Source organism: Flavobacterium hiemivividum, from assembly GCF_004349145.1.
Taxonomy (GTDB): domain Bacteria; phylum Bacteroidota; class Bacteroidia; order Flavobacteriales; family Flavobacteriaceae; genus Flavobacterium; species Flavobacterium hiemivividum.
This window is the reverse complement of record NZ_SMFO01000008.1, coordinates 1-24,677: the sequence shown is the minus strand read 5'-3', so window position 1 is coordinate 24,677 and position 24,677 is coordinate 1. Positions and strand designations below refer to the sequence as shown.

The 24,677-nt window shown below is 34.2% G+C and carries 13 protein-coding genes and 1 tRNA gene; 11 read left to right on the top strand and 3 right to left on the bottom strand.

The features are described from left to right. Nucleotides 1-116 precede the first annotated feature (116 nt). A complete protein-coding gene (locus tag E0F98_RS11160; RefSeq protein ID WP_132111462.1) occupies nucleotides 117-677 on the top strand; it encodes a YqgE/AlgH family protein in 561 nt (186 codons plus the stop codon). On the opposite strand, the gene E0F98_RS11155 is transcribed toward E0F98_RS11160, so the two are convergent. After that, on the bottom strand, nucleotides 674-1,513 hold the full coding sequence (locus E0F98_RS11155; RefSeq protein WP_132111460.1) for an aminotransferase class IV: 840 nt from the start codon (nucleotides 1,511-1,513) through the stop codon (nucleotides 674-676). The genes E0F98_RS11160 and E0F98_RS11155 overlap by 4 nt on opposite strands. 55 nt (nucleotides 1,514-1,568) lie before the next feature. Continuing rightward, complete coding sequence (locus tag E0F98_RS11150; RefSeq protein WP_132111458.1) at nucleotides 1,569-1,961, bottom strand: START-like domain-containing protein; 393 nt, start codon at nucleotides 1,959-1,961, stop codon at nucleotides 1,569-1,571. 155 nt (nucleotides 1,962-2,116) lie between these two features. Between E0F98_RS11150 and E0F98_RS11145 the strand changes: the two genes are divergently transcribed. Then, nucleotides 2,117-2,190: transfer RNA gene (locus E0F98_RS11145), tRNA-Met, on the top strand. A 91-nt stretch (nucleotides 2,191-2,281) separates the two neighbouring features. On the opposite strand, the gene E0F98_RS11140 is transcribed toward E0F98_RS11145, so the two are convergent. Next, nucleotides 2,282-2,530 (bottom strand): transposase, encoded by a 249-nt coding sequence (locus tag E0F98_RS11140; protein WP_132111456.1) that lies wholly within the window; start codon nucleotides 2,528-2,530, stop codon nucleotides 2,282-2,284. Between the two features lie 386 nt (nucleotides 2,531-2,916). Here E0F98_RS11140 and E0F98_RS11135 point away from each other — a divergent pair, with 386 nt between their 5' ends. From E0F98_RS11135 to E0F98_RS11095, 9 genes are all read left to right on the top strand, one after another. Continuing rightward, on the top strand, nucleotides 2,917-5,646 hold the full coding sequence (locus tag E0F98_RS11135) for a hybrid sensor histidine kinase/response regulator transcription factor (protein ID WP_132111454.1): 2,730 nt from the start codon (nucleotides 2,917-2,919) through the stop codon (nucleotides 5,644-5,646). Nucleotides 5,647-6,140: 494 nt separating this feature from the next. Continuing rightward, nucleotides 6,141-7,457 (top strand): sugar porter family MFS transporter, encoded by a 1,317-nt coding sequence (locus E0F98_RS11130; RefSeq protein ID WP_132111452.1) that lies wholly within the window; start codon nucleotides 6,141-6,143, stop codon nucleotides 7,455-7,457. A 6-nt stretch (nucleotides 7,458-7,463) separates the two neighbouring features. After that, nucleotides 7,464-9,062: a glycoside hydrolase family 32 protein gene (locus E0F98_RS11125; RefSeq protein WP_132111450.1), complete on the top strand. Its 1,599-nt coding sequence runs from the start codon at nucleotides 7,464-7,466 to the stop codon at nucleotides 9,060-9,062. Nucleotides 9,063-9,074: 12 nt separating this feature from the next. Continuing rightward, the gene (locus E0F98_RS11120; RefSeq protein WP_132111448.1) at nucleotides 9,075-12,224 is read left to right on the top strand and encodes a SusC/RagA family TonB-linked outer membrane protein; all 3,150 of its coding nucleotides are present in this window, start codon (nucleotides 9,075-9,077) and stop codon (nucleotides 12,222-12,224) included. A 9-nt stretch (nucleotides 12,225-12,233) separates the two neighbouring features. After that, a complete protein-coding gene (locus E0F98_RS11115; protein WP_132111446.1) occupies nucleotides 12,234-13,976 on the top strand; it encodes a RagB/SusD family nutrient uptake outer membrane protein in 1,743 nt (580 codons plus the stop codon). Between the two features lie 131 nt (nucleotides 13,977-14,107). Then, nucleotides 14,108-15,025, top strand: a complete 918-nt coding sequence (locus tag E0F98_RS11110) for a carbohydrate kinase family protein (protein WP_132111444.1) — start codon at nucleotides 14,108-14,110, stop codon at nucleotides 15,023-15,025. Nucleotides 15,026-16,195: 1,170 nt separating this feature from the next. After that, nucleotides 16,196-21,910, top strand: a complete 5,715-nt coding sequence (locus tag E0F98_RS11105) for a LamG-like jellyroll fold domain-containing protein (protein WP_132111442.1) — start codon at nucleotides 16,196-16,198, stop codon at nucleotides 21,908-21,910. Between the two features lie 419 nt (nucleotides 21,911-22,329). Beyond that, complete coding sequence (locus E0F98_RS11100) at nucleotides 22,330-22,626, top strand: T9SS type A sorting domain-containing protein (RefSeq protein WP_165929314.1); 297 nt, start codon at nucleotides 22,330-22,332, stop codon at nucleotides 22,624-22,626. Between the two features lie 393 nt (nucleotides 22,627-23,019). After that, on the top strand, nucleotides 23,020-24,677 hold a 1,658-nt coding region (locus tag E0F98_RS11095), incomplete at its 3' end, for an IPT/TIG domain-containing protein (RefSeq protein ID WP_207917103.1).

The window sequence follows — 24,677 nt, the reverse complement described above, 5'->3', positions numbered from 1 at the left end:
TTAAAACCTATTATAATAAAAACCTTCCTGATGGAGGGTTTTTTTTTGTCTTTAAACGATTTTATTTGGATATTTCTGCTATTTTTTCTTAAATTTATTAAAAAAAACCAACGAAAATGATTTCAGAAAAACTAATAAAAGGACAACTACTTATAGCAGAGCCTTCTATAATTGGAGATCTATCATTTAATAGATCTGTCATTTTATTAGCGGACCATGATAAAGAAGGATCAGTAGGATTTATCATCAATAAACCCTTAAAATACACGATACATGATCTACTTCCTGAAATTAACGCTTCCTTTAAAATCTACAATGGCGGACCGGTAGAGCAGGACAACCTATATTTCATTCACAATATCCCAGATTTGATACCAAACAGTATCGAAATTTCGAATGGTATCTATTGGGGCGGAGATTTTGAATCGACAAAAACACTCATCAACAACGGAAAAATAAATAAAAACAATATCCGTTTTTTTCTAGGTTACACCGGATGGGAAGAAAATCAATTAGAACTAGAAATGATTTCAAATTCATGGATTGTCGCAAACAACAACTATAAAAATAAAATCATCGGCAAAGCCTCTGAGCATTTCTGGAAAGAACAAATCTTAGAACTAGGCGGTGACTATATGATTTGGTCTAATGCGCCCGAAAATCCCTACTTAAACTAAGTACTGCTTACTACCTCATTCAATTTTTCTAATAACACTTTTGCTACTACGACATCGAATTCTTTTTTTCTATATTTTGTTATTGGCTGTATTCCTTTTATCACATTTGTAATAAATAACTCATCTGCTTTTTGTAAGTCAAACGGCGAGATTACTTCTTCTACTACCTCTAAATTATTCATTTTTTTAGCAAAATCTAAAATTTGTTTTCGCATAATACCATTCAAACATCCTTCAGAAACCGGCGGAGTAATCAATTTATTGGCTGTCACCATAAATATATTACCTTGAATCGCCTCCACTACATTCTTACTATCGTTTAATAACAAACAGTTATCAAATCCGTTTTCGCTCGCAAAAATACTGGCTGTAATATTTAGAATTTTATTTGTTGTTTTTATCGAAGACAGTAATTGTTTAGTGATGTAAAAATCTTTAAACAAATCAACTTCATATTTCTGTTCATTGAATGAATACAATACTTCTTCGATCCCGATAGAATGAATTAAAAACGAGACTGTATTAGTTTGTGGTAAATAATAACCACCATCATTCCTATAAACAGTAATCCTAGTACGACAAGAACTAGACAGTGAGTTAGCAGCTGCTACAGAGAGAATTTGTTCTTCTAGGTATTCCATTGTGAAATTCATAGGAATCTCCATTCGAACCACACGCATAGACGCCATTAACCTAAAATAATGATCTTCTAAGAAAAGAATCTTAGCATTTACGATTTTTACCGTTTCAAAAACAGCATCACCATAAAGAAAAGCACGATTCTGTGTCAATATATTTGTATCCTGAGATACTATAGTCCCATTAAAATTAATCATAAAAAAAGCCCTAAATTTAGTTTAGGGCAAATATAAGTTATAATATGCGATTTTGCTATACAGAACCAATGAGATGTTTCAGGTCTGAGATTTGATTTTCCCATAGTTGTGTGGCTTCATCAATTTCTTCTTTTTCGGCAAAATCGACCACCATTAAAGAAACATCTTTGGTTAACTCGTCAACTAAAATATGTAGTTCAAAAAAATACTCGGTATCTTTTCCATTTCCATCCACCCACTTGAATTTCACTTTTTCCCCTGATTTCTTTGAGGCTAGCCTAGCTTTTTCCTCAGAATCATTCCATATAAATGTAAAAAACTCACCACGAGAGTTAACATTATCTGCAAACCACTCTGATAATCCGGATGGTGTGGAAATATATTGATATAACAATTGTGGAGAAGAATTTATTGGAAACTCTATTTCGTAACGTACTTTTGAATCCATGAGCTACATTTATATTTTTTTCGAATATATAGAATATAATGCCATAAAAAAAACGTTTTTAAAAATATTTTTTTTTCTTCGATTTATACTTGTGTGCTCTAAAATTATGTTTATATTTGCACCCGCGTTCAGGGATTACTTATTCAGGAACATTTGGCGAGGTAGCTCAGTCGGTTAGAGCGCAGGATTCATAACCCTGAGGTCACGGGTTCAACTCCCGTCTTCGCTACACAAACAAACCCTTAAACAACAGCTGTTTAAGGGTTTTTTTATGCTTTCAATCAAGTAAAAAAGCATTTCAAAATATTAGGAGTGAGGAATTAGAGTGAGGAATTTTGTCCAAATATCTTTATTTCGACAGCCCCCCTTTCAACTACCGATAAAATTTGAGGATCTATATAATATGATTCCAATACTTTTGTATTCGAATGTGAAGTTAGTAGCCCTGTTTCTTTTTGCATTACTTGATGCAACTCTCTGGCGAGTTCTGATACATTTGTTCTATCATAACTTAATTGAACGGCTTTTTCTTTAAAAGCTTTGTCATAAATTTTGCGGACTTCTTTCATAGGCTAAAATTAAGATTATTTCTTAACTTACTGTGATGGCTAAATTAGCATGTCCAATTTTTTACTTTTCTGTCAGGAAATAAATATAATCAGAAGTTGTTTTTTTACTTTCGTAACTTAAATTTTACTCCAATTTTAGAAACTTCAAATACCATTGTACTAATAAAATTATACTATCATTTTTTTTTTATATATTTGTTTTTGAACCTTTCTAATAATTTCTAGAAAATATAGTCAAAAAAAAAAAAACTCTCTTAACTTCCTTGCCCCCTATAAAGTTATATACTTTCCAATATAAAAAACGGACTACTTCTGTTTTTTATATCATATTTCAAAGTTGTTAGTCGTAATGGGTTAATGATATACCATAATAAGCCAACCAAACCATGACAAGAAGCATCTTTTTTTATATCCTGCTTTTGAATTTCGTTTTCCTACAGACCTCTTGTAATTCAACATCTACAGAAGAACGTGAAATTTCAATAGGCTTTTCACAAAGTGTTGGAAATGACTTATGGAGAGTTTCTATGAATCATGCAATGGAAGTCGAGGCCTCTCTTCACCCCCACGTCAATTTGACTATATATAATGCGCATCACCAGGCTAAAAAACAAATTCTTGACATAGAGAAGTTTATTGATAATAAAGTTGATGTAATAATAATTTCCCCGTTCGAATCTGACTCTATTGTTCCCGTTATAGAAAAAGCCAAGGCTAGCGGTATACCTGTTATTTTAATAGACAGAAAAGCAAGCACAACTAATTACACTACTTACATAGGCGCAGATAATATTGAGGTAGGGAGATTAGCAGGAAAATATGTTGCTGCTTCGTCAAAAGGGAACGCTACTGTAGTTGAAATTAAAGGAGATCACACCACTTCTCCAGGAGTAGAAAGGAGTGAAGGTTTTAAACAAATTATTAGTAAATACCCAGGAATCAAAGTACATACAGTAGGTTCTGTGGACTCTGAATATCCAAAAGCAGAATTTACCAGATTATTAGATAGCTTACAAAATATAGACTATGTATTTTGTTATAATGATGTTATCGCATATAATGCTTGGAAAACTGCTAAAAGTAAAGGTTTAGGAAATAAATTAAAATTTATAGGAGTTGATGGTCTCAATGGTCCCTTTGGAGGGATTCAATTGGTTAAAGAAGGAGTTTTGAGCGCAACTATTTTGTACCCTACAGGAGGTAGTGAAGCAATAAAATTAGCCTTGAAAATTGTATATAATGAAATAGTTCCCAAAAAAAACAAACTTAGTACTACAATAATAGATTCGCTTAACGCAGATATTATGAGTAATCAATTTGACAGAATAGCAATCCAACAGTCAAATATTGAAGAACAGCAAAATATCATTAAAAGCAAAGGGAAGGATTATGCAACTCAAAATAATTTATTAAAACTATTATTTGCATTATTTATTTTAACATTGTGTTTAGCAGTGTACAGCATCTATTCTCGCATTGCGATTAGCCGTAAAAAAGAGGAATTAGAAATAAGAAACAAAAAAATTAAAAGTCAAAGAAATGAAATTAAACAATATTCAGAGGAATTAAAACAAAGTAATGAAGCACGATTAAACTTCTTTATGGGTTTGTCACATGAATTTAAAACGCCTTTGACTTTAATTTTAAGTTCTGTAGAATCTCTGGGAACCGAGCTTAAAAGCAAAGGAAATTCAGTAAATAAAGAGATTACTTTGATGTATAATAATTCTAGAAGGTTGCTTCGATTAATCAATCAATTATTAGACTATAGAAAAGTTGAAGACAAAAAATTTATATTAAGAGCTTCAATCACTAATTTGTTTGATTTTTCAAATAGTATTATTGCGGATTTTGAAAGAGAAGCAAAGAAACTTAGTATCGATTTCTCTTTGGTGACAAACAATCCTGATCTTGAGGTTTATATTGATCGAAATCTGATGGACAAAGTATACTTTAATTTACTTTCCAATGCCTTTAAATTTACTCCAGAAAAAGGTAAGATTTCTATTGTGATAAATGAAGACAAACTGAAGAACGAGGTTAAGATTTATTTTAAAGATTCTGGGATTGGAATCCCGGAAAATGAATTAAAAGAGGTGTTTAGTGCCTTTTATCAAGGCTCCAACAATTTTAGAAATAGCTCTGGTATTGGTCTCCATCTGTCCAAAAGTTTTGTTGATTTACATAAGGGAAGCGTCGAAGTTCAATCGAAAAATGGAACTGATTTTATTATAACATTACAATTAGGAAAAGAACATTTAGATCCTAAAAGTATAGTGAACACCCCAGCTTTAGACTTCGTTAATCAGAATGATTATCTTGAGGAAGAAGTTCTGCCAAACAGAGAAGTTGCAAATTCAGATGATAAATATTCTATTTTATGTATCGAAGACAATGTAGATCTACTTGATTATATGACTCAAAAACTGTCTGTTGAATTTTCTATTTATACCGCTGACGGCTTTGATGCTATTAAACGCGCACTAGAGATGGTACCTGATGTTATAGTGTGTGATTTGAATTTGCCAGGAAAAAATGGATTTGAAATTTGTGAAATTCTCAAGAAAGATTTAAGAACTTCTCATATCCCGATAATTATTCTTACTGCCTCAGATGACCAGGATTCCTATCTGAAAGCACTAGAAAGTGGTGCCGATGTTTTCCTAACAAAACCATTTAGTTTAAAAGTACTGGTTCAATCCATAAAAGGATTACTCTTTAACCGAGAAAAATTACGCTTTTATTATTCTAATAACATTGCTAATATTGCAAATAATGAGAATGTTAATTTCGGAACTTCAGAACAGAATTTTCTTAGAAAACTTAATGAGCTAATAGCTTCAAATATTGATAATTCTATTTATACCGTCGAGGATTTAGCTAAAGACTTGAATATTTCTCGCGTGCAATTATATCGAAAAGTAAAAGCGATTTTAGGGATTAGTGTAAGTGATCATATCAATAATATCAGATTAGATAAATCAAAGGAGCTGCTTCTAAATTCGAATCAAACTATTTCTGAAATAGCATATGCAGTTGGATTTTCTTCTCCAAATTATTTCTCAACTACTTTTAAAAATAAATTTGGAGTGTCTCCAAAGGAATTCAAAAATTAGAAAACACGATTATAAATAAGTTTTAAGGTGCTAATTGTGAGCTTTGTCCGTTCTATTATATTCCTATAAATTGCCTGTACAGTATTATTTACTGAATTAAATCTACTTTTAAAACCTACCTAATAATAGACGTATTTTAACATTAAGAATAACCATCAAAAGTATATTTTGATGGTTTTTTTGTTTCTACTCACCAAACCCAATGTTTAACTTTTATTTAAATAAACCTTAAGACTAATGATATGCGAGTATTGATGTCCTTTTAAGTTCTTATTATCATTAATAACCATGTAACATGATTCTACTTTTTGTAACATAACTGTAACTACAACGAAGTAGCATATGTAATTTTTAAAGTTAAATCCGCTGAAATTAAAGGCTATAGCAATAGGTATTGTGTTTTTTTATAGGTATCGTATGACATTGTAACATCTGTAAATTATTATTGTTTTTTTTAAACATAATTTAGCAATTCAATATAATAATTATAAATAATGAAAAAAATAGCGTCTTGGGCCTTGATAGCTTCACTAGCAGGTTTCCTCTTTGGTTTTGATACTGTAGTGATTTCAGGAGCCGATAAAAATTTACAATCGATTTGGAATTCATCTGATGCTTTTCACGGGACAGTTGTCATGGGAATGGCATTATGGGGTACGGTACTAGGTGCCATATTTGGAGGAATACCCACTAATAAAATAGGAAGAAAGAATACCTTATTATGGATTGGAATTTTATTTTTGGTTTCAGCCATTGGTTCAGCTTTTGCAAATGATCCGATTGTTTTTGCTGTTTTTAGATTTATTGGAGGTATCGGAGTTGGTGCCTCAACAATTGCTGCTCCAACGTATATCTCAGAGATTGCTCCAGCAAAGGACAGAGGAAAATTAGTAGCGTTTTATCAATTCAATATTGTTTTAGGAATCTTAGTTGCCTTTCTTTCTAATTATTTATTGAAAGACATTGGAGAAAACTCATGGAGATGGATGATGGGTGTTGAAGCATTTCCGGCCATAATATATGTATTGCTGGTTTTATTTATTCCTAAAAGTCCTAGATGGCTGTTATCTAAATTTAAAAATGATGAAGCCAGAAAAGTTTTGCAGTTGATGGGGCAAGAAGCTGACTACGAAAAAATGAAGGAGGAAATAGAGCTTGATAACGACAACGCGGCAATTGCAAACGATACTATCTTTTTGAAAAAATACAGAACTCCTTTGATATTGGCTTTTTTAATGGCTTTTTTCAACCAGCTGTCAGGAATTAATGCATTCTTATATTATTCAAGTAGAATATTTCAGGAAGCCGGTCTTGGCGAAAGTACTGCCTTGTTAAGCAGCATAGGTATTGGTGTCGTGAATTTAATCTTTACGCTGCTGGGTGTTTTTCTTATTGATAAATTGGGACGTAAGGTTTTAATGTACATAGGTTCTGTTGGTTATATCATATCACTTAGTTTAGTAGCAATGGCTTTCTTCTTTCATTGGGAAGGCATGGCAGTTCCGGTATTTTTGTTTCTTTTTATTGCAGCACATGCAATAGGTCAGGGTGCAGTAATCTGGGTATTTATTTCAGAAATTTTCCCGAACCATCTTAGAGCATCAGGGCAATCCTTTGGGAGTACTACTCATTGGGTTCTAGCGGCTATAATTCCATCATTAATTCCATATTTGTTTTCTACAGTAGGCCCTGGTACAGTGTTTTTGTTTTTTGCAGTAATGATGGTTTTTCAACTTTTGTTTGTTGCTTTTATGATGCCAGAAACAAAAGGAATTTCTTTGGAAGAATTGAGTAAAAAATTAATTAAATAAAAAATTATGAAAACAGTAATTAAAAAAGAATTTTTCAGGCTCTTATGTTGTATTATGGGAATGGTTCTCTTAGTAGGGTGTAAGCAATCATTATTTACGGAAAAGAAAGATTATACAGAAGCAGAATTGTATAGACCAAATTTTCATTTTACTCCACAAAAAGGTTGGATGAATGATCCCAACGGGATGTTTTATTACAATGGCTATTACCATCTTTTTTATCAATACTATCCAGATTCGAATGTTTGGGGACCTATGCATTGGGGACATGCAATAAGTACAGATCTTATTTCATGGACAGAAAAACCAATCGCCCTTTACCCAGATGAAAAAGGATATATCTTTTCTGGAAGTGCAGTTGTAGATGTAAATAACACTTCAGGTTTTGGGAGCTTGAAAAATCCTCCTATGGTTGCGATGTTTACTTACCACGATATGAAGATGGAAAAAGCAGGGGAAACTAACTATCAGTCACAAGGAATTGCATATTCATTAGATGAAGGATTGACTTGGACAAAATATGATGCTAATCCTATTATTAAAAATCCAAATATTAAAGATTTTAGAGACCCTAAAATAACTTGGGATGACATTCATAAAAAATGGTTAATGGTTTTGGCAGCGGGAGATAAGACTATGTTTTATGGTTCTAAAAATTTGAAAGACTGGGAACTACTTTCAGATTTTGGGAAAAATATTGGAGCTCATGGAGGTGTTTGGGAATGCCCAGATTTTTTTCCGATGCAAGTTGAAGGCACTGATGAATACAAATGGGTAATGTTATTAAGTATAAACCCAGGAGGACCTAATGGTGGTTCTGCTACTCAATATTTTGTTGGTGATTTTGACGGAAAAACATTCACGCTGGATGAATCTTTTGCCAAAGATGTAAAACAACAAAAAGGACTTTGGATTGATTACGGAAGAGACAACTATGCTGGGGTAACTTGGGCAAATATATCTGAGGTTGATGGCAGAAAATTGTTCATAGGTTGGATGTCAAATTGGAATTATGCAGAAAAAGTACCAACTGAAACTTGGAGAAGTTCTATGACGATACCTAGAGAATTAGCACTTATAAAAGAGGACGGTCACTTTATTATCTCCTCTAAACCGGTAAAAGAATTACAAAATTATATTGCTAAGACTATTAAAAAAGAATCTCTTAAAATAAATAGAGAAACAGTGATAATAGATAAGGGATTAGTCGATTTATCGAAACTAGATATTCGCTTTACTATAAAGGATCTAAAAAAGGATGTTTACACTTTTTCATTTTCAAATGATTCAAAAAATAAATTAGAATTTGGAATCAATAAAGAAGATAATTACTTTTTTATCGATCGATCAAAATCTGGAAACTTAGCTTTTTCTGATGTTTTTGCAAAAAACATTTCAAAAGCTCCTTTTATAGGTGACTTTGATAAAATGGATGTAAGAGTAATTGTTGACAAAACTTCAATTGAAATATTTTATAATAATGGAAAGACGGTTATGACGGAAATATTTTTTCCAGATAAACCAATGCAATATTTCACGGTTTCTAATGCTAATGCAGAATATACCATTGAAAACTTAATAATTAACCAACTAAACTTTAACTAAACCACTTTAATTATGAAACACAAAATCATTCTTTACTTAATCCTGATGGGGTCCTTTACTTCTTTATCGGCCCAAAATATAGGAATCAGAGGAGTAGTAACTTCCGCAGATGATGGGATGACTCTTCCAGGAGCATCAGTACTGGTGTCAGGTACAAATATGGGTACATCTACAGACCTTGACGGTAGATTTACAATTAATAATGTAGATAAAAATGCAACATTAATATTTAGCTATACAGGTTTTGCTACACAAACTATTAAGCTTAATGGACAAACTAATTTAGATGTTTCATTGAAATCAGAGTCGCTTAAATTAGATGATGTTGTTGTAACTGGTTACTCTAGAGAGAAAAAAGCCGATTTAACGGGAGCGGTAACTGTCGTGGATCTGAAGCCGATAGAAGGACAAAGTATGAGCTCTGGTAATGCTATGCAAGCACTCCAAGGGAGAGTTGCTGGTCTGGCAATTGAAAAATCAGGAGATCCAAGTGGTGCAAATAGCAAAATTTTGATTAGAGGAGTTAGTACCTTGGGGAATACCGATCCTTTGTATGTAATTGACGGGGTTCCTACCGTAAGACCAGAGGTGTTTGCGAGTTTAAGTCCTAGTGTAATCGAATCTGTTCAAGTTTTGAAAGATGCTTCAGCTTCATCTATTTACGGTTCTCGAGCAGCCAATGGAGTCATTATTGTAACCACTAAAAATAGAACTAAAGGGGATGTTACTGCGGTTTCATTTAGCACTAACGTTTCAGTCCTTTCTGAAAAGAGACAACGCTATAAAATGCTTAATGCTGCAGACAGAGGTAAAGTATTATGGCAAGCATCTGTAAATGATGGTGCTGATCCAGCGGGCGGGTATGGCGAAATTTATAATTTTGATTGGAATAATGATTTTGCTAATCCAGTCTTAAATAGCGTAAGCGTCAAACCATTTGTAGGAGGCGATCTAAACGTACCTGCTGGTGATACTGATTGGCAAGATACAGTATATCAAACAGGATTACTTGTAAATAATGACTTGTCTGTTTCAGGAGGGTCTGAAAAAGCAAATGCAGTTTTAAATCTTGGATATCTGGATAATTCAGGAATGTTAAAATATACGAATTACGAGAGATATTCTGCTAGACTTAATGCCAATTTTAAATTGTTTAATGACAAAGTAAGATTTGGTGTCAACTCTCAATTTACACAATCTGACGAAAGAAATGCAGCTACTGATGTAGGTAGTGCACTAACTCCTGGATTAGCGATATCTCTAGCTCCTACTATTCCAGTTTACACTAATACTGGAGAGTATGGAGGTCCTATTGGATCTGGATATTCAGATAGAAATAATCCATTGTTGATGCAATATCTAAATCGATGGGATAATTCTAGAAAAATGTCCTTATATGGTAATGTTTTCACTGAAATTGACATCGTAAAAGGATTAGTTTTTAGAAACAGTATTGGTATAGATTTTAATGATTTTAAACGTAAAGACATTGAACCAACCGTAAACAATGGATTTATTACTAGAAATATAAATAGTTTAAACATAGACACTAATAAATACTCAAGTCTAACCATTTCAAATACTTTGAATTATAATTTAAACCTTTCAGATCATAAGATTGGAATTCTTATAGGAACTGAATCAACTAAAACGGATTTTAATTCATTATTTGCTCGTGCTGAAGGATTTGCAGTAGAATCAGAATCATATTTTACACTTGCAGCGGCAACTGGTGCAAGAACTAATAATGGTATAACAACTGGAAGCCGTTTGCTTTCTCAATTCGGAAAATTTAATTACGCCTTTTCAGATCGTTATTTAGCTTCTTTCACGATTCGTAGGGATGGTTCTTCAAGATTTGGCCAAGATAATAGATATGGTATTTTTCCAGCAGTAACTGCAGGATGGAGAATTAACAATGAAGAATTCCTTAAAAATGTTACAACAGTTTCAAATTTGAAATTACGCGCTGGTTACGGTGAGGTGGGGAATCAATCTATTGGTGACAATGCTCGTTTTGGTTTGTTTGAAACGAGATATGGTCCTAATCAAAATGTATATTTCCCTGATTTTTTTAACGTTTATTATAATGTGGGCACAGCTTACGATTTGAATGGTGCTAATACTGGAAATTTACCTTCTGGTTTTGTATCTATACAAGGTATAAATTCAGGATTAAAATGGGAAACAACTAAGGAATATAATGTTGGTTTAGATTTTGGTTTCTTTGCAAATAAATTATCAGGATCATTTGATTATTTCTCTAGAAAAACCGAGGGTATATTGATTGTACCACCTGTAGCATCCGCTGTTGGCGAAGGACAACAACGTTCTGTAAATGGTGCGAATACTGCTAACAGAGGATGGGAACTTAGCGTAAGTTATGGTGAAACCTTGGATAACGGCTTGACTTTTAATGTGACTACTAATTTTGGTGCAACAAAGAATAAAATAACTGAATTACCAGAAGAGGTAAGAGCGGCCTATCCTGGGACAGCGACTAATTCAATCGTAGGACATTCACAGTTTGAAGTTTTTGGATACAAAACTGACGGTTTGTTTCAAAGTCAAGCTGAAATAGATTCACATGCTACACAAGTGGCTGCCAGATTAGGAGGAATTAAATATATTGATCTTGATGGAAATGGTGTAATAAATTCTGAAGATAGAACTTTCATTGGAAGCACATTGCCAAAATTAGAATACGGAATCAACATTAGTTTAGCTTATAAAGATTTTGATTTTTCTGTTTTTGGATCAGGAGTTACAGGCCGTATTGGACAAGATCCATATATCTATTGGAATAATTTTGTTCAAGGTAGAGAAAATGCGGGACCTGGAACCTTGAATGCTTGGACACCTTCTAATACAAACACAGATGTTCCTTCCCTTTCTTTGGCAAATAATGACAATCAAGCATCTGATTATTTTTTCAGAAACAACTCCTATTTCAAAGTTAGAAACATGCAACTTGGATATACACTTTCTGAGAAATTAGTAGAAAAAACAGGATTCATAACAAATTGCAGGGTCTATGCACAAGGAGAGAATTTATTTTGGTTTACACCAAAAGGATATATAGGACAGGATCCAGAGCGCACAGATGTAAATAGAATACCAGTTCCAACTACATTTTCATTAGGTCTAAACATTAATTTTTAAGCAATTATCATGAAGAAATATAATAAAATAGTTATTAGCTGCCTGTCAATCTTGTTTTTGGCATCATGTAGCTCCGATTTTTTAGATTATGAACCAACAGGAGTCTTGACTTCAGAAAGTGTTGCAACAGCAGAAAATGCAGATGCTCTTGTTACTGCAGCTTATGCTGCAATAGGAAATGACGAAATGGTAGGGCCAATAACCAATCAATGGGTTTATGGAAGTGTGCGTTCTGATGATGCTTACAAAGGCGGTGGCGGTCGTGGTGATGTCGATGTAATTGATCGTTACGAACAATACAATACAACTATTGCTGATTATGGAGATTTTATGTTACCTAGAACTTGGACAAACCATTATAAGGCCATTTCAAGAGCTAATTTTGCTTTGTCTGTTATCAATGGATTGACAGAAGCGGAATTTCCAAAAAAGAAAACAAGGCAAGCAGAATTACGTTTTTTAAGAGCGCATTCGCATTTTATGTTGAAATTACTATTTAATAAAGTTCCATATATATCAGAAGATTTATCTAAGGAGCAAATATTAAAGACATCAAATGATTTGACAAGTGATGAATTATGGAATAAAATAGCGGAAGATTTCGTTTTCGCCTTTAATAACTTAGAACAAGCGCAAGATCAAGTTGGTAGAGCCGATAAGAATGCAGCGGCGGCCTATTTGGCAAAACTAAGATTGTATCAAGCTTATCAGCAAAATGATAATCATCAAGTAACAAGCATAAATACCGCAAGATTACAAGAGGTGATTGATTATGCTGATGCGGTAACAGGTGGTTTAGAAACTGATTATGCAAAAAACTTTTTGGATGGAAATGATAATGGACAAGAATCTATTTGGGCTGTTCAGTTTTCTATCAATGATGGTACAAATACTGGAAGAGTAAGTTTTGTAACCGGATTAAACTCTCCGCATGGAACTTCTCTTTATGGATGTTGTGGTTTTCACTTAGCGAGTCAAAATATGGTGAATGCTTTTAAAACAGATGCAAACGGATTGCCATTATTAGAAACGTTTAATGATTCTGATATTTTTAAAACAATTGATGGAAATGGTAATGCTCCGCTAACGGCTGGAGTAACTCTTGACCCTCGAATTGATCATACTGTAGGTGTTCCTGGAAGACCATTTAAATACAAAAACACTTTGAAAAATGCGGGTGATATGGTTTACAAATTCAGTTGGGCGAGAGATCCAGGTGTTTATGGTTTTTTTGGGAATATGAAAGAACAACAATCGCCAGACTGCTCTTGTTATGTAAAAAACGGACCATTTATTGGAACGTCTAAAAATGTTGATTTCATTAGATATGCAGATGTTTTATTATTTAAAGCGGAAGCATTAATCCAGTTGAACCGCCAGAACGAAGCTTTGCCTATTATAAATCTTGTAAGAGCAAGAGCTGCAGCTAGTAAGTCAATGCCATTAGCAGCAGGTGCTTCAGATGTTTATAAAATTTCGCCATACTTGGCTTTTCCATCAAAAGATTATGCAATGAAAGCATTGATGTTTGAAAGAAGATTAGAGTTTGGTATGGAAGGTCCTCGATTTTTTGACCTTGTAAGATGGGGAATCGCTGAACCCGTGTTAAATGCTTATCTTACTAAAGAAAAAACAAAAAGAGACTTTCTTTCGAATGCCAAGTTTACAGCGGGTCGAGATGAATATTACCCAATACCACAAAGAGAAATTAATTTTACGGCTGGATTATACAAACAAAATCCAGGTTATTAAGAATAAAATTATTTTTTGGTTATTAATTTAATACTGTTAAAGGCAAGGTTTATTCTTGCCTTTAACTTATATTTTTTTTTACTGAATAAGTCCTTAATATACTTATTCTTAATTTTTTAATAAGTTTTGCTATGAAGACAAAGAACGCTTTAAGTGCAGTATGTTATGGGGAAGTGCTATGGGATATTTTTCCAACTCACAAGAAAATTGGAGGAGCTCCTTTAAATGTCGCTTTGCGAATGAATTCTATGGGAATTAAAACGAACATGATAAGTCGCGTAGGTGCGGATGAAAATGGAGAAGGTATTTTATCATATCTAAACGATCATGAAGTTTCTACTGATTTAATTCAAATAACAAACGAATATAAAACGGGCGCAGTCCATGTGATGATAAATGAAAAGGGAAATGCTTCCTATGACATACTATATCCATCTGCTTGGGACAAAATTGAAAAAACAGAAAGAATGGATAAACTGATTACCGAAGCAGATGTTTTTGTTTTTGGAAGTTTAGCATCCAGAGATGAAGTATCTCGTGAAACTTTATTTTCTCTTTTGGACAATGCACAATATAAAGTTTTAGACGCAAATTTAAGAGCTCCATACTATACAACAGAAGTAATTTACTCATTAATGCTAAAAGCTGACTTTATAAAGTTGAATGATGAAGAATTACGTGAAATAAGCCGAGAATTGAATTCGCCATATAACTCGTTTGAACAAAACATCAAATTCATTGCCGAGAAAACAAATACAAAACAGCTTTGTGTCACTAAAGGGGAATTTGGAGCTGTTCTATATTATAATGGTAAATTTTATTACAATAGTGGTTATTTTGTAAAAGTAGTAGATACTGTTGGTGCTGGAGATTCTTTTTTGGCCTCACTCCTATCGCGCTTGCTTAGAGGTAAATCTCCACAAAAGGCATTGAATTATGCATGTGCGGTAGGAGCTTTAGTAGCAGGTCAAGAAGGAGCTAATCCTAAAATTTCTGGACAAGAAATAAAAAAATTCATGATGCTTAATAAAAGTAAAATCGAAAAATAGGATTACATTATTTAAACAAAACATTCTAAGTTTTCCCTGCAATAAAAAATAAATTCACACCTATTTGCAAATTTTTCGATTAGCCACACAATAACAACTTTTCAGATTTTTTCATGTTATTTTTTTTTATTGTAAATTTCTTTTATCTTTTAAAAACAAAACGCCAGATTGGAATTTACTAGAAATGGAGAATATTGAAGTAATTGCAAACCTTCCTTCGGTTCTTTGGAAAATGATAAATCTAAAAAAAATACCAACTCAAAAACACAAAGAAGCTTATGGTAAATTACAAGATGTACTATAACCGTAACATATCGATCATAAATTTACTTACAAATTAAATAATCATACTATTTGCAAAGTTCTCGTTGAAGCAAATTTGGACAGGATTTATATCTAGTTAACTCCCTCTATCCATTAAATAAAGAGTGAGGAATAGTCCGAAAAAACAAATATCGAAGCATTCAAGATTCGATAAAGTTCTATAAAATCGCAAAGTTAGGGTGAATATAATAAAAATAGCGTTTTTCATAACCCTGAGGTAACGAGTTCACCTGTAGTCTTCGCTACTACATGGGACAAGAAAGAAATATTCTTCTTTGTCCCATTTTTATTTTCAAATAAAACACTGTTAATCAAGCATATTAACTCCATAAACTTATTCACTCTTGTGGTTCTAAAAGTGTTTTTTACAATTGTAAAATTTTCAGGAAATAAATAACCGATTAATTCCCTGCAATCTACCCAACCCGTTCTTTGTAGCATTCATGCAGCTCAAGGAGTTTTGAGATACCTCTACTAAGTAAATCCTTTATATCTTGACTATCTTCATTTAAAAAAAAGCATTAGATAGAGAATATTCAATTTCTAATTAAGAGTAGTTGCGATTTATCGTAACTACTTTTAGTAAATAAGAATTATTCTAAAATTTACAAATTAGTTATTATTACTGTACTACAATAACTATCAAAAATTGTATTAAAAATTAATTATTTAACAATAATTAACCTACTATAATTAAACAAAAATGCATTTTGTCGATTTTATTAGTACTTAAGCAGATTATTTGCAATAATAAATTTAAATTTATAGCATTTATAAAAAAATACTCAAATATGATCCTAATAAAAAATAATAAGCGGAACATTAATTAAATACAGTAATTAGATTATGGAGAAAATTACTTTAGTAAATAAAAAAATAGTTTTTACAATTAGCCTACTTTTCATAACAATCTTTGGAATATCACAAACAACTCAAACCTTCACTACTTCTGGAACTTTTACAGTTCCCCCTGGAGTAACCAATGTTCAAGTAGAAGCTTGGGGAGGAGGAGGCGGAGGCGGAGGCGTTCAAGGCAGCGGAAATAAAACACAAGCAGGTGGTGGTGGTGCCGGAGGTTCATATACTAAAGCTACTAACGTACCTGTAACTTCAGGTACAGCAATAACAATCAAAGTTGGGGCTGGAGGTATTGGGGCGGATAAAGTAAATGGAACAACTGGTGAAACTTCAAGTTTTGGTACTACCGTAACGGCCATAGGAGGTTCCGGTGGAAATCTTGGTAATAACTCTTTAGGTGCCGGTGGCACCGCAACTATTGGGATCACAACAAATGGTGGAGCTGGAGGAAATGCTATAGCAGGCGCTAGCGGTGGTGGTGGTGGTGGTGCAGGTAGCACTGGAAGTGGCGGAAATGCAAGTGGTAGCACGAAAGGAATCGGAGGTACAATTGAAGGAGGTGATGGAGCCCCAGGTACAATAAGTTCCGGCTCAGATGGAAATTCTGCAACTGCCTTAAGTGGCGGTGGAAGTGGTGGTCGAAATGTTGGAAACGCTAATAGAAAAGGAGGGGATGGTTTTCGAGGTCAGGTAATTGTAACCTGGACCTGCCCTACTACATACAACTTAAGTACCACATCAGTTACGACTCCAATATGTGCAAAAAGTAGTGCAAATGTAGCTGTTACTTCAACAGCAACAGGATTACCTATTGGTACCTATACTGTTACTTATAATTTAACTGGTGTAAATACAGCAACAGGAATCACAGCAACTATGACAGTTGCTACGGCAGGTTCGGGAAGTTTCAACACTGGCACATTGCCAAATTTCGGATCGACTACTATAACAATCACAAATCTTGCTAGTGGTGGATTCACTCCAAATTATTGCAATTCAACAATTAATGTAAATAATACGGCAACTGTAACCGTAATGGCTATCCCTACAATTACAAGCACAACTCCTGGATCTACAGTAGGTACAGGAACAGTAACTTTAGGAGCAATGGCATCTGCAGGAACAATTTCTTGGTTTGCAACTAGTCTCGACGGAACTGCTTTAGGGACAGGAACTAGTTTTACTACTCCAACTATTACTGCTACAACAACTTATTACGTAGAAACAAATAACGGTTCATGCACCTCTTCATCAAGAACCGCTGTGATAGCAACTGTGATTACACCACAAGAAATAAATATTCTAGGAAATGCTACTTCAATTATTGATGGAGATACTACCCCAAGTACTTCAGATTGGACAGTCTTTGGATCGATGGAAACGAGTACGGGAATCATTACAAAAACATATACGATTCAAAATACGGGAGCTACCTCCTTATCTATAGGCGCCATTACTATTTCTGGAGCTAATGCCAGTGATTTTACAGTTACAACAAGTCCGAATGCTTCAATTGCTCCCGGAGCCAGCTCTACATTTTCTGTTAGCTTTAACCCCAGCACGCTAGGTGAAAAAAACGCTGCAATTTCAATTGTAAACAATGACAGTAATGAGAATCCTTATGATTTCTCCATTCAAGGAACAGGAATCCAAACTTTTTTTGATAGCGATGGCGACGGAGTTTATGACAACTTTGACATTGATGATGATAATGATGGCATTCTGGATGCAACCGAGGAAATAAATTGCAATAGTTCCAATGGACATAAAGTAGATTATAAATTCCTAAATGAAACCTTTGGCACTGGAGGAAGAACTTCAGACTTTACTGCCGCCTATAATGCAACAACAACCTATTGCTATGAAGACGGAATTGTTGGAGCCAATACTACAGAATGTCCTTCGCAATCAACTAAGATATTGGACGATGGTGAATACACGGTGGTTTCTAAAATAACAGGAACAATTGCTAGTGATCCTGAAAACATTCATGGCGATTTGGCTTGGTACAATGGGGAAGATCATACCACAGGAGATACCAATGGAAGAATGGCCGTTTTTAATGCCAGTTTTACCCCAGGTACATTTTATGAAACAACCATTACCGGTGTCTTGTCAAATCTACCTATAACTTATAGCTTTTGGGTACTAAATATCATGGCACAATCTACCTTTCCAAATTCAATTTTACCCAATGTTACAGTTGAATTTTATGATCTATCAAACAATCTTCTTACTACTTTCAACACAGGTGATATTGGCAGATGTTCTGGAAGCACCACAGATAATACTTGTGCTCAAGGAGTTTGGAAACAATTCACCACTAGCGTCAACTTAGGAAATGTAAATGCCTTTACCATTCGTTTCAAGAATAATGCTCCTGGTGGTGGCGGTAATGACCTTGCCCTTGATGACATCCTAATTTCACAAACTTTATGCGATTTAGACAATGATGGTGTAGCCGATATGTTTGATTTGGATGCAGATAACGATGGTATAGAAGATGTAATTGAAGCAGGTTTAGGAAACTTGAGTAACGCCAAAGGAAAAATTGATGCTACTTGGCTAGATACCAACGGAAATGGACTTCATGATAGTGGTGAATCAGTAGCGGCATTACCGGCATTAGATTCTGACGGAGATGGGATTCCTAATTATATTGATTTAGATAGCGATAATGACAGTCTTTTTGACGTGGACGAATCTGGAGCTGGAAATACAAATGCCGTTGCTGGATATCAAAATGGAGATGGTGATATCAATGGAGATGGTGTTGGCGATGGGCCAGAATCAGAAACATTTAGAAGTAAAGATATTAATGGAGATGGAATAACTGAAGGTTTTGGCGACGGAATATTAGACATTTATGACTATGGCACAGGTGTTACGAACCAATATGGAAATTTAGGACAAGGTATCGCAACTGCAAATCCAGCTACTACCTATCTCAAAGACACTGATGGAGATGGAATTCCTGATTATCTTGATGTTGAATCTAATGGAAGTACATTTGATATTGCTAATACACTATTGATTTATGATTATAAAACTTTAGATACTAATAATGATGGCATTATTGATGGCACAACCGACATTGATAAAGACGGGATCCTAGATACTTTTGATACAAATACGTCTCAATGGGGATCTCCTAGAGACATCCGTACCAAACTGTATCTAGATTTTGACGGACGAAATGATTACGGCCAAAGCACCGCCATTCTTGGAGGCTTAGCCAATGCTTCACTTATGGCATGGATCAATTTAAACCCTACATTTTCAACCGATGGAGTTATTGTAGGACAAAATAATTTTCAAATCCGAATTACTGCAGCTAAGAAATTAGAAGCGGTTGTAAATGGAACATCAGTTCTTTTTAACACCACTTTGAATGTATCACAATGGTACCATGTAGGAGTAACTTATGACGGATCAAATATCAAATTATATTTAAATGGAGCTTTAGTAGCGACACAAGCTAAAAACGGAAGTATATCAGCTGATGCAACATTACTTACTTTAGGAAGAGATCCTAGTACGAGTGCAAAATATTTCAAAGGAAAAATAGATGAAGTAAGAGTCTTTAATTCAGCATTGACCGAATCACAATTTCAAAGGATGGTGTATCAAGAAATTCAAGATGTAAGTTCGCAAATTAGAGGTTTGATTGTTCCAAAAAATGTCGCTACCGCGCCTGCTTCTTTGCCTTTTACTTCTTTGCTCCGTTATTATAGAATGGACACCTACAAAGATGATATCATTGATGACCTGACAACAACAGCTATTGATGTTACAGGAACAAAAATTTATAACCATAAAAATATTTATGTGCAACAGGCTCCGATGCCATTTTTAACTGAACGCACCGGAAGTTTTGCAACTGCGGTAAACAGCCCCACTAAAGAAATCAGAGGAAATGATATCATGGAGCAAGACTGGTCAATAGTAAAAGTTCAGCATGATATTGCTGAAACGGCTAACAATATTGACTTGGGAATGATTGTTGACTCAGGAAAAAATATTGTGATGAATAATGACACCAAAATACAAAATGATTGGTACTTAAAATTAGATGGAAAAATTGATTTAGTGGGCATGTCACAGTTGGTACAAACTACTGAAAGTGATCTGGATGTAACTAGTTCTGGGTCTATTGAAAGAGATCAACAAGGACAATCGAACAAGTACAACTACAATTATTGGAGTTCTCCCGTTAGTCCTATAAATACAACGACTAATAATCCTGATTATACAATTGCTGACGTGATGAAAGACGGAACTAGCTCGACACCACAAAATTTAAAATGGATTGGTGGTTATGATGGTTCTCCAACATCCCCTATTAGCCTAGCACGTTATTGGGTATATAAATTTGATAACTATAGTAATGCATATGCAAATTGGCGCGGAATTGGTGAAACCGGAACTGTCAGGGTAGGTCAAGGCTACACCCTAAAAGGAAGTGGAGCAACATCGGATAACCAAAACTATACCTTTGTGGGAAAACCGAACAACGGCTTGATCGCAACTAATACAATTAATCCAAATCAACTATTATTAGCTGGAAACCCCTATCCTTCAGCATTAGACTCAAATGCTTTTATACAAGACAACCTAAGTTTCATTGACTCCAATACAAGTGATGTTACTAATGGAACTTTATATTTCTGGGAACATTATAAAGCGAACAACACTCATGTTCTAAGGGACTATCAAGGAGGTTATGCGGTTCGTAATTTAACTGGAGGTATAGCACCATCCTCCGCAAATGTTGACTTTATAAGTAAGGTCGACACACCTTCCCGAGGAATTCCCAACAGATATATCCCTGTGGGCCAAGGTTTTTTTATTAGTGGTCGTCCAAGCTCCACAACTAGTACTGTAATTTTCAAAAACAGTCAGAGAGCCTTTGTTAAAGAAAATGAAAATGAATCATCGAATGTTTTGTATAAAATGAAAGAAACTAAAAAGGAAGCTTGGAACAACAACAATAGTGACATAACTCCTGAAGATAATATAAAAAGAATTCGATTGGGCTTTACCTCACATAACGATTACCACAAACAGCTCTTATTAGGTTTTATGAATGAAAAAGCGACCGATGGTATTGATTATGGATATGATGGAACCAGTTTTGATAATCTACCAAATGATATTTATTTTTTAACTAACGAATCGGAATTAATCATTCAGGGAGTGGGCTATTTTAATGCCAGCGCCTCCTACCCTATTGGTGTAAAAACTGATGCTTTGGGAAAAGTAAGTTTCATGATTGATGATTTAGAAAATTTTGACAAAAATCAAAATATATTTATTTATGATTTGGAGAATGACACCTATAATGATATTCGTAGTAAAGCCTTTGAAGTTACTCTTCCTGCAGGCCAGAATAAAACAAGATTCTCATTGCGTTTTACAGATAAAAAATTAGCGATAAAAGAGGAAGTCATAAATTCAACCAACATTATTATCAGTCATTCCCAAAACAACAATAAACTGATAATCAGCAACTCTTCAATAGATATAACGGTACAGAAAGTCGTGTTATATAACAGCATTGGACAGACTATAAACACTTGGAAGATAGAGAATCAATCGCAACAAAACATCCAGCTACCTATCAAGAAAATAAGTTCTGGCATCTATATCGCAAGAATTCAAACTTCAAAAGGAGATTTAAGTAAGAAAATAATTATTCCTTAATTTATTTTAATCAACCTTTATACAAACAAAAAACTGTCTATCGTGACAGTTTTTTATGTTTTTTTTTGTAATTTAAGAATAAAAATGGATAAAAAACGAAATTGTTAGCATGGCACCACTATATTGCTTTCTTAAAGTATAGACTACAAATATAATCGGGCTTTATTACGGTTATAATACGGTCTTACATCCTTCTTCTTTTTCTTCTTTTATAAAATTAGAGGCCGTAACGATAGGTTCCTAACTTTCTTTCAACAAAGAAGTTTATAGTGAAGTAACTATAAGAATTGATGCTTTGGAAAATATTCCAAAAAGCACTGAAATTTATTTACAAGACATGAAATGCAGTTTATCATAATCTACGAGAAAACGACTTTAAAATTTATTTTGATGTCGGCAAATACAACAATCGTTACATTTTGAGATTTACTGGCAAAACACTTAGCCTAAGTGAAGAAACTAAGATAGAAAATAGCATCAATATTTTTTATTCTGAGAATAATGAGACGTTAGTTATTACAAATTACATCTTAAATTTATTAGTGGACGAAGTTGCCCTTTTCAATATACTAGGTCAGACTGTTTCAAATTGGGAAATTGAGAATAAAAATCAGACCCAAATTGTCCTACCAGTTAAAAAATTAAGCACAGGAATATATGTCGTAAAAATAAAAACTACAAATGGAGAATTAAGTAAAAAAATAATTATTCCCTAATGTAGGATTGCTAGTCAAAAACAAAAAAACTGTCTTTTTAGACAGTTTTTTTGTTTTTACACAGACTTATAGCATAGAAAATTCTTTCATGTATTTTTTAAACAGGTGATTCGTCGATAGATAAAATCCGTTCATCGAAAAACAAGTATAAAAATCAAAAAATACATTTCAAACACCTAACTTTAAGTCAGATAAGCCAAATCTATACTTTAATTTAAGAAGAAAAATCTCGTAAATTAAACAATAAAATAATTTAGTCTATTTCTATTTTTTATTTTTTATAAATATTTTACCTAAAGTAAAGATTATTGTTTTGTTTATAAAATTGACTCGGCACCCACCATCTGCATTTTTCAGAAATAATAATTGTTTTGAATCTAAATCGTAGGTCTCATGAAAAAAAAATACTTCTTCATAATTTTATTGTTTCTGAGCACTCTTTTTAGTTTTGGACAAACAGTATCAAGTTTTACTCCTAGCAGCGCTTGCTCTAATTCAGGGGCTTCCATAACTATAAATGGCAGCGGTTTTAAAGTACCGACAGAGGTTGATGATGTATTATTTAACGGACTATCAGCTACAACATTTACAGTAATAAGTGATACAGAGATTAATGTAACATTACCTAATGATGCAACAACAGGAAAAATTACAATTACCGCTGGTGCAGTAGCTAACATAAGTGTAAATGACTTTGCGGTAAATCCATTGATACCTGTTAGTGTAAGTATATCTTCAAGTGATGGCAATAACATTATTTGCGCAAGTGAGTCTGTTATGTTTACAGCAACTCCAACAAACGGAGGTGATAGTCCCTTGTATCAATGGCAAGTAAATGGCTTAAACGTTGGTACTCCAAGTTTAAGTAATACTTTTTCAACATCGACACTTCAGAACGGATGGGTTGTTTCAGTTGTTTTAACATCAAACATAACGCCATGCCCTATTGGAAATCCTGCAACTAGTAATAGTATTTCAACAACTGTTAACCCGATACCGGCAACACCAACTGCATCGAATAATGGGCCACTTTGTGTTGGTTCAACTTTGAACCTTACAACACCTTTAGTTTCAGGAGCAACATACAGCTGGACTGGACCTAATAGTTTTAGTTCTGGATTACAAAATCCAAGTATATCCGGAGTAACTCTAGCTACTGCGGGAACATACAATGTTATAGTAACTGTAGCAGGTTGTCCAAGTGCAGCAGGTTCAACCACAGTTGTTGTTAACCCGATACCGGCAACACCAACTGCATCGAATAATGGCCCACTATGTGTTGGTTCAACTTTGAACCTTACAACACCTTTAGTCTCAGGAGCAACATACAGCTGGACCGGACCAAATAGTTTTAGTTCTGGATTACAAAATCCAAGTATTTCCGGAGTAACTCTAGCTACTGCGGGAACATACAATGTTACAGTAACTGTAGCAGGTTGTCCAAGTGCCGCTGGCTCAACCACAGTTATTGTTAATGCGATACCGGCAACACCAACTGCATCGAATAATGGGCAACTATGTGTTGGTTCAACTTTGAACCTTACAACACCTTTAGTTTCAGGAGCAACATACAGCTGGACCGGACCAAATAGTTTTAGTTCTGGATTACAAAATCCAAGTATTTCCGGAGTAACTCTAGCTACTGCGGGAACATACAATGTTACAGTGACAGTAGCAGGTTGTCCAAGTGCCGCTGGCTCAACCATAGTTGTTGTTAACCCGATACCGGCAACACCAACTGCATCGAATAATGGCCCACTATGTGTTGGTTCAACTTTGAACCTTACAACACCTTTAGTTTCAGGAGCAACATACAGCTGGACTGGACCTAATAGTTTTAGTTCTGGATTACAAAATCCAAGTATTTCCGGAGTAACTCTAGCTACTGCGGGAACATACAATGTTATAGTAACTGTAGCAGGTTGTCCAAGTGCAGAAGGTTCAACCACAGTTGTTGTTAACCCGATACCGGCAACACCAACTGCATCGAATAATGGCCCACTATGTGTTGGTTCAACTTTGAACCTTACAACACCTTTAGTTTCAGGAGC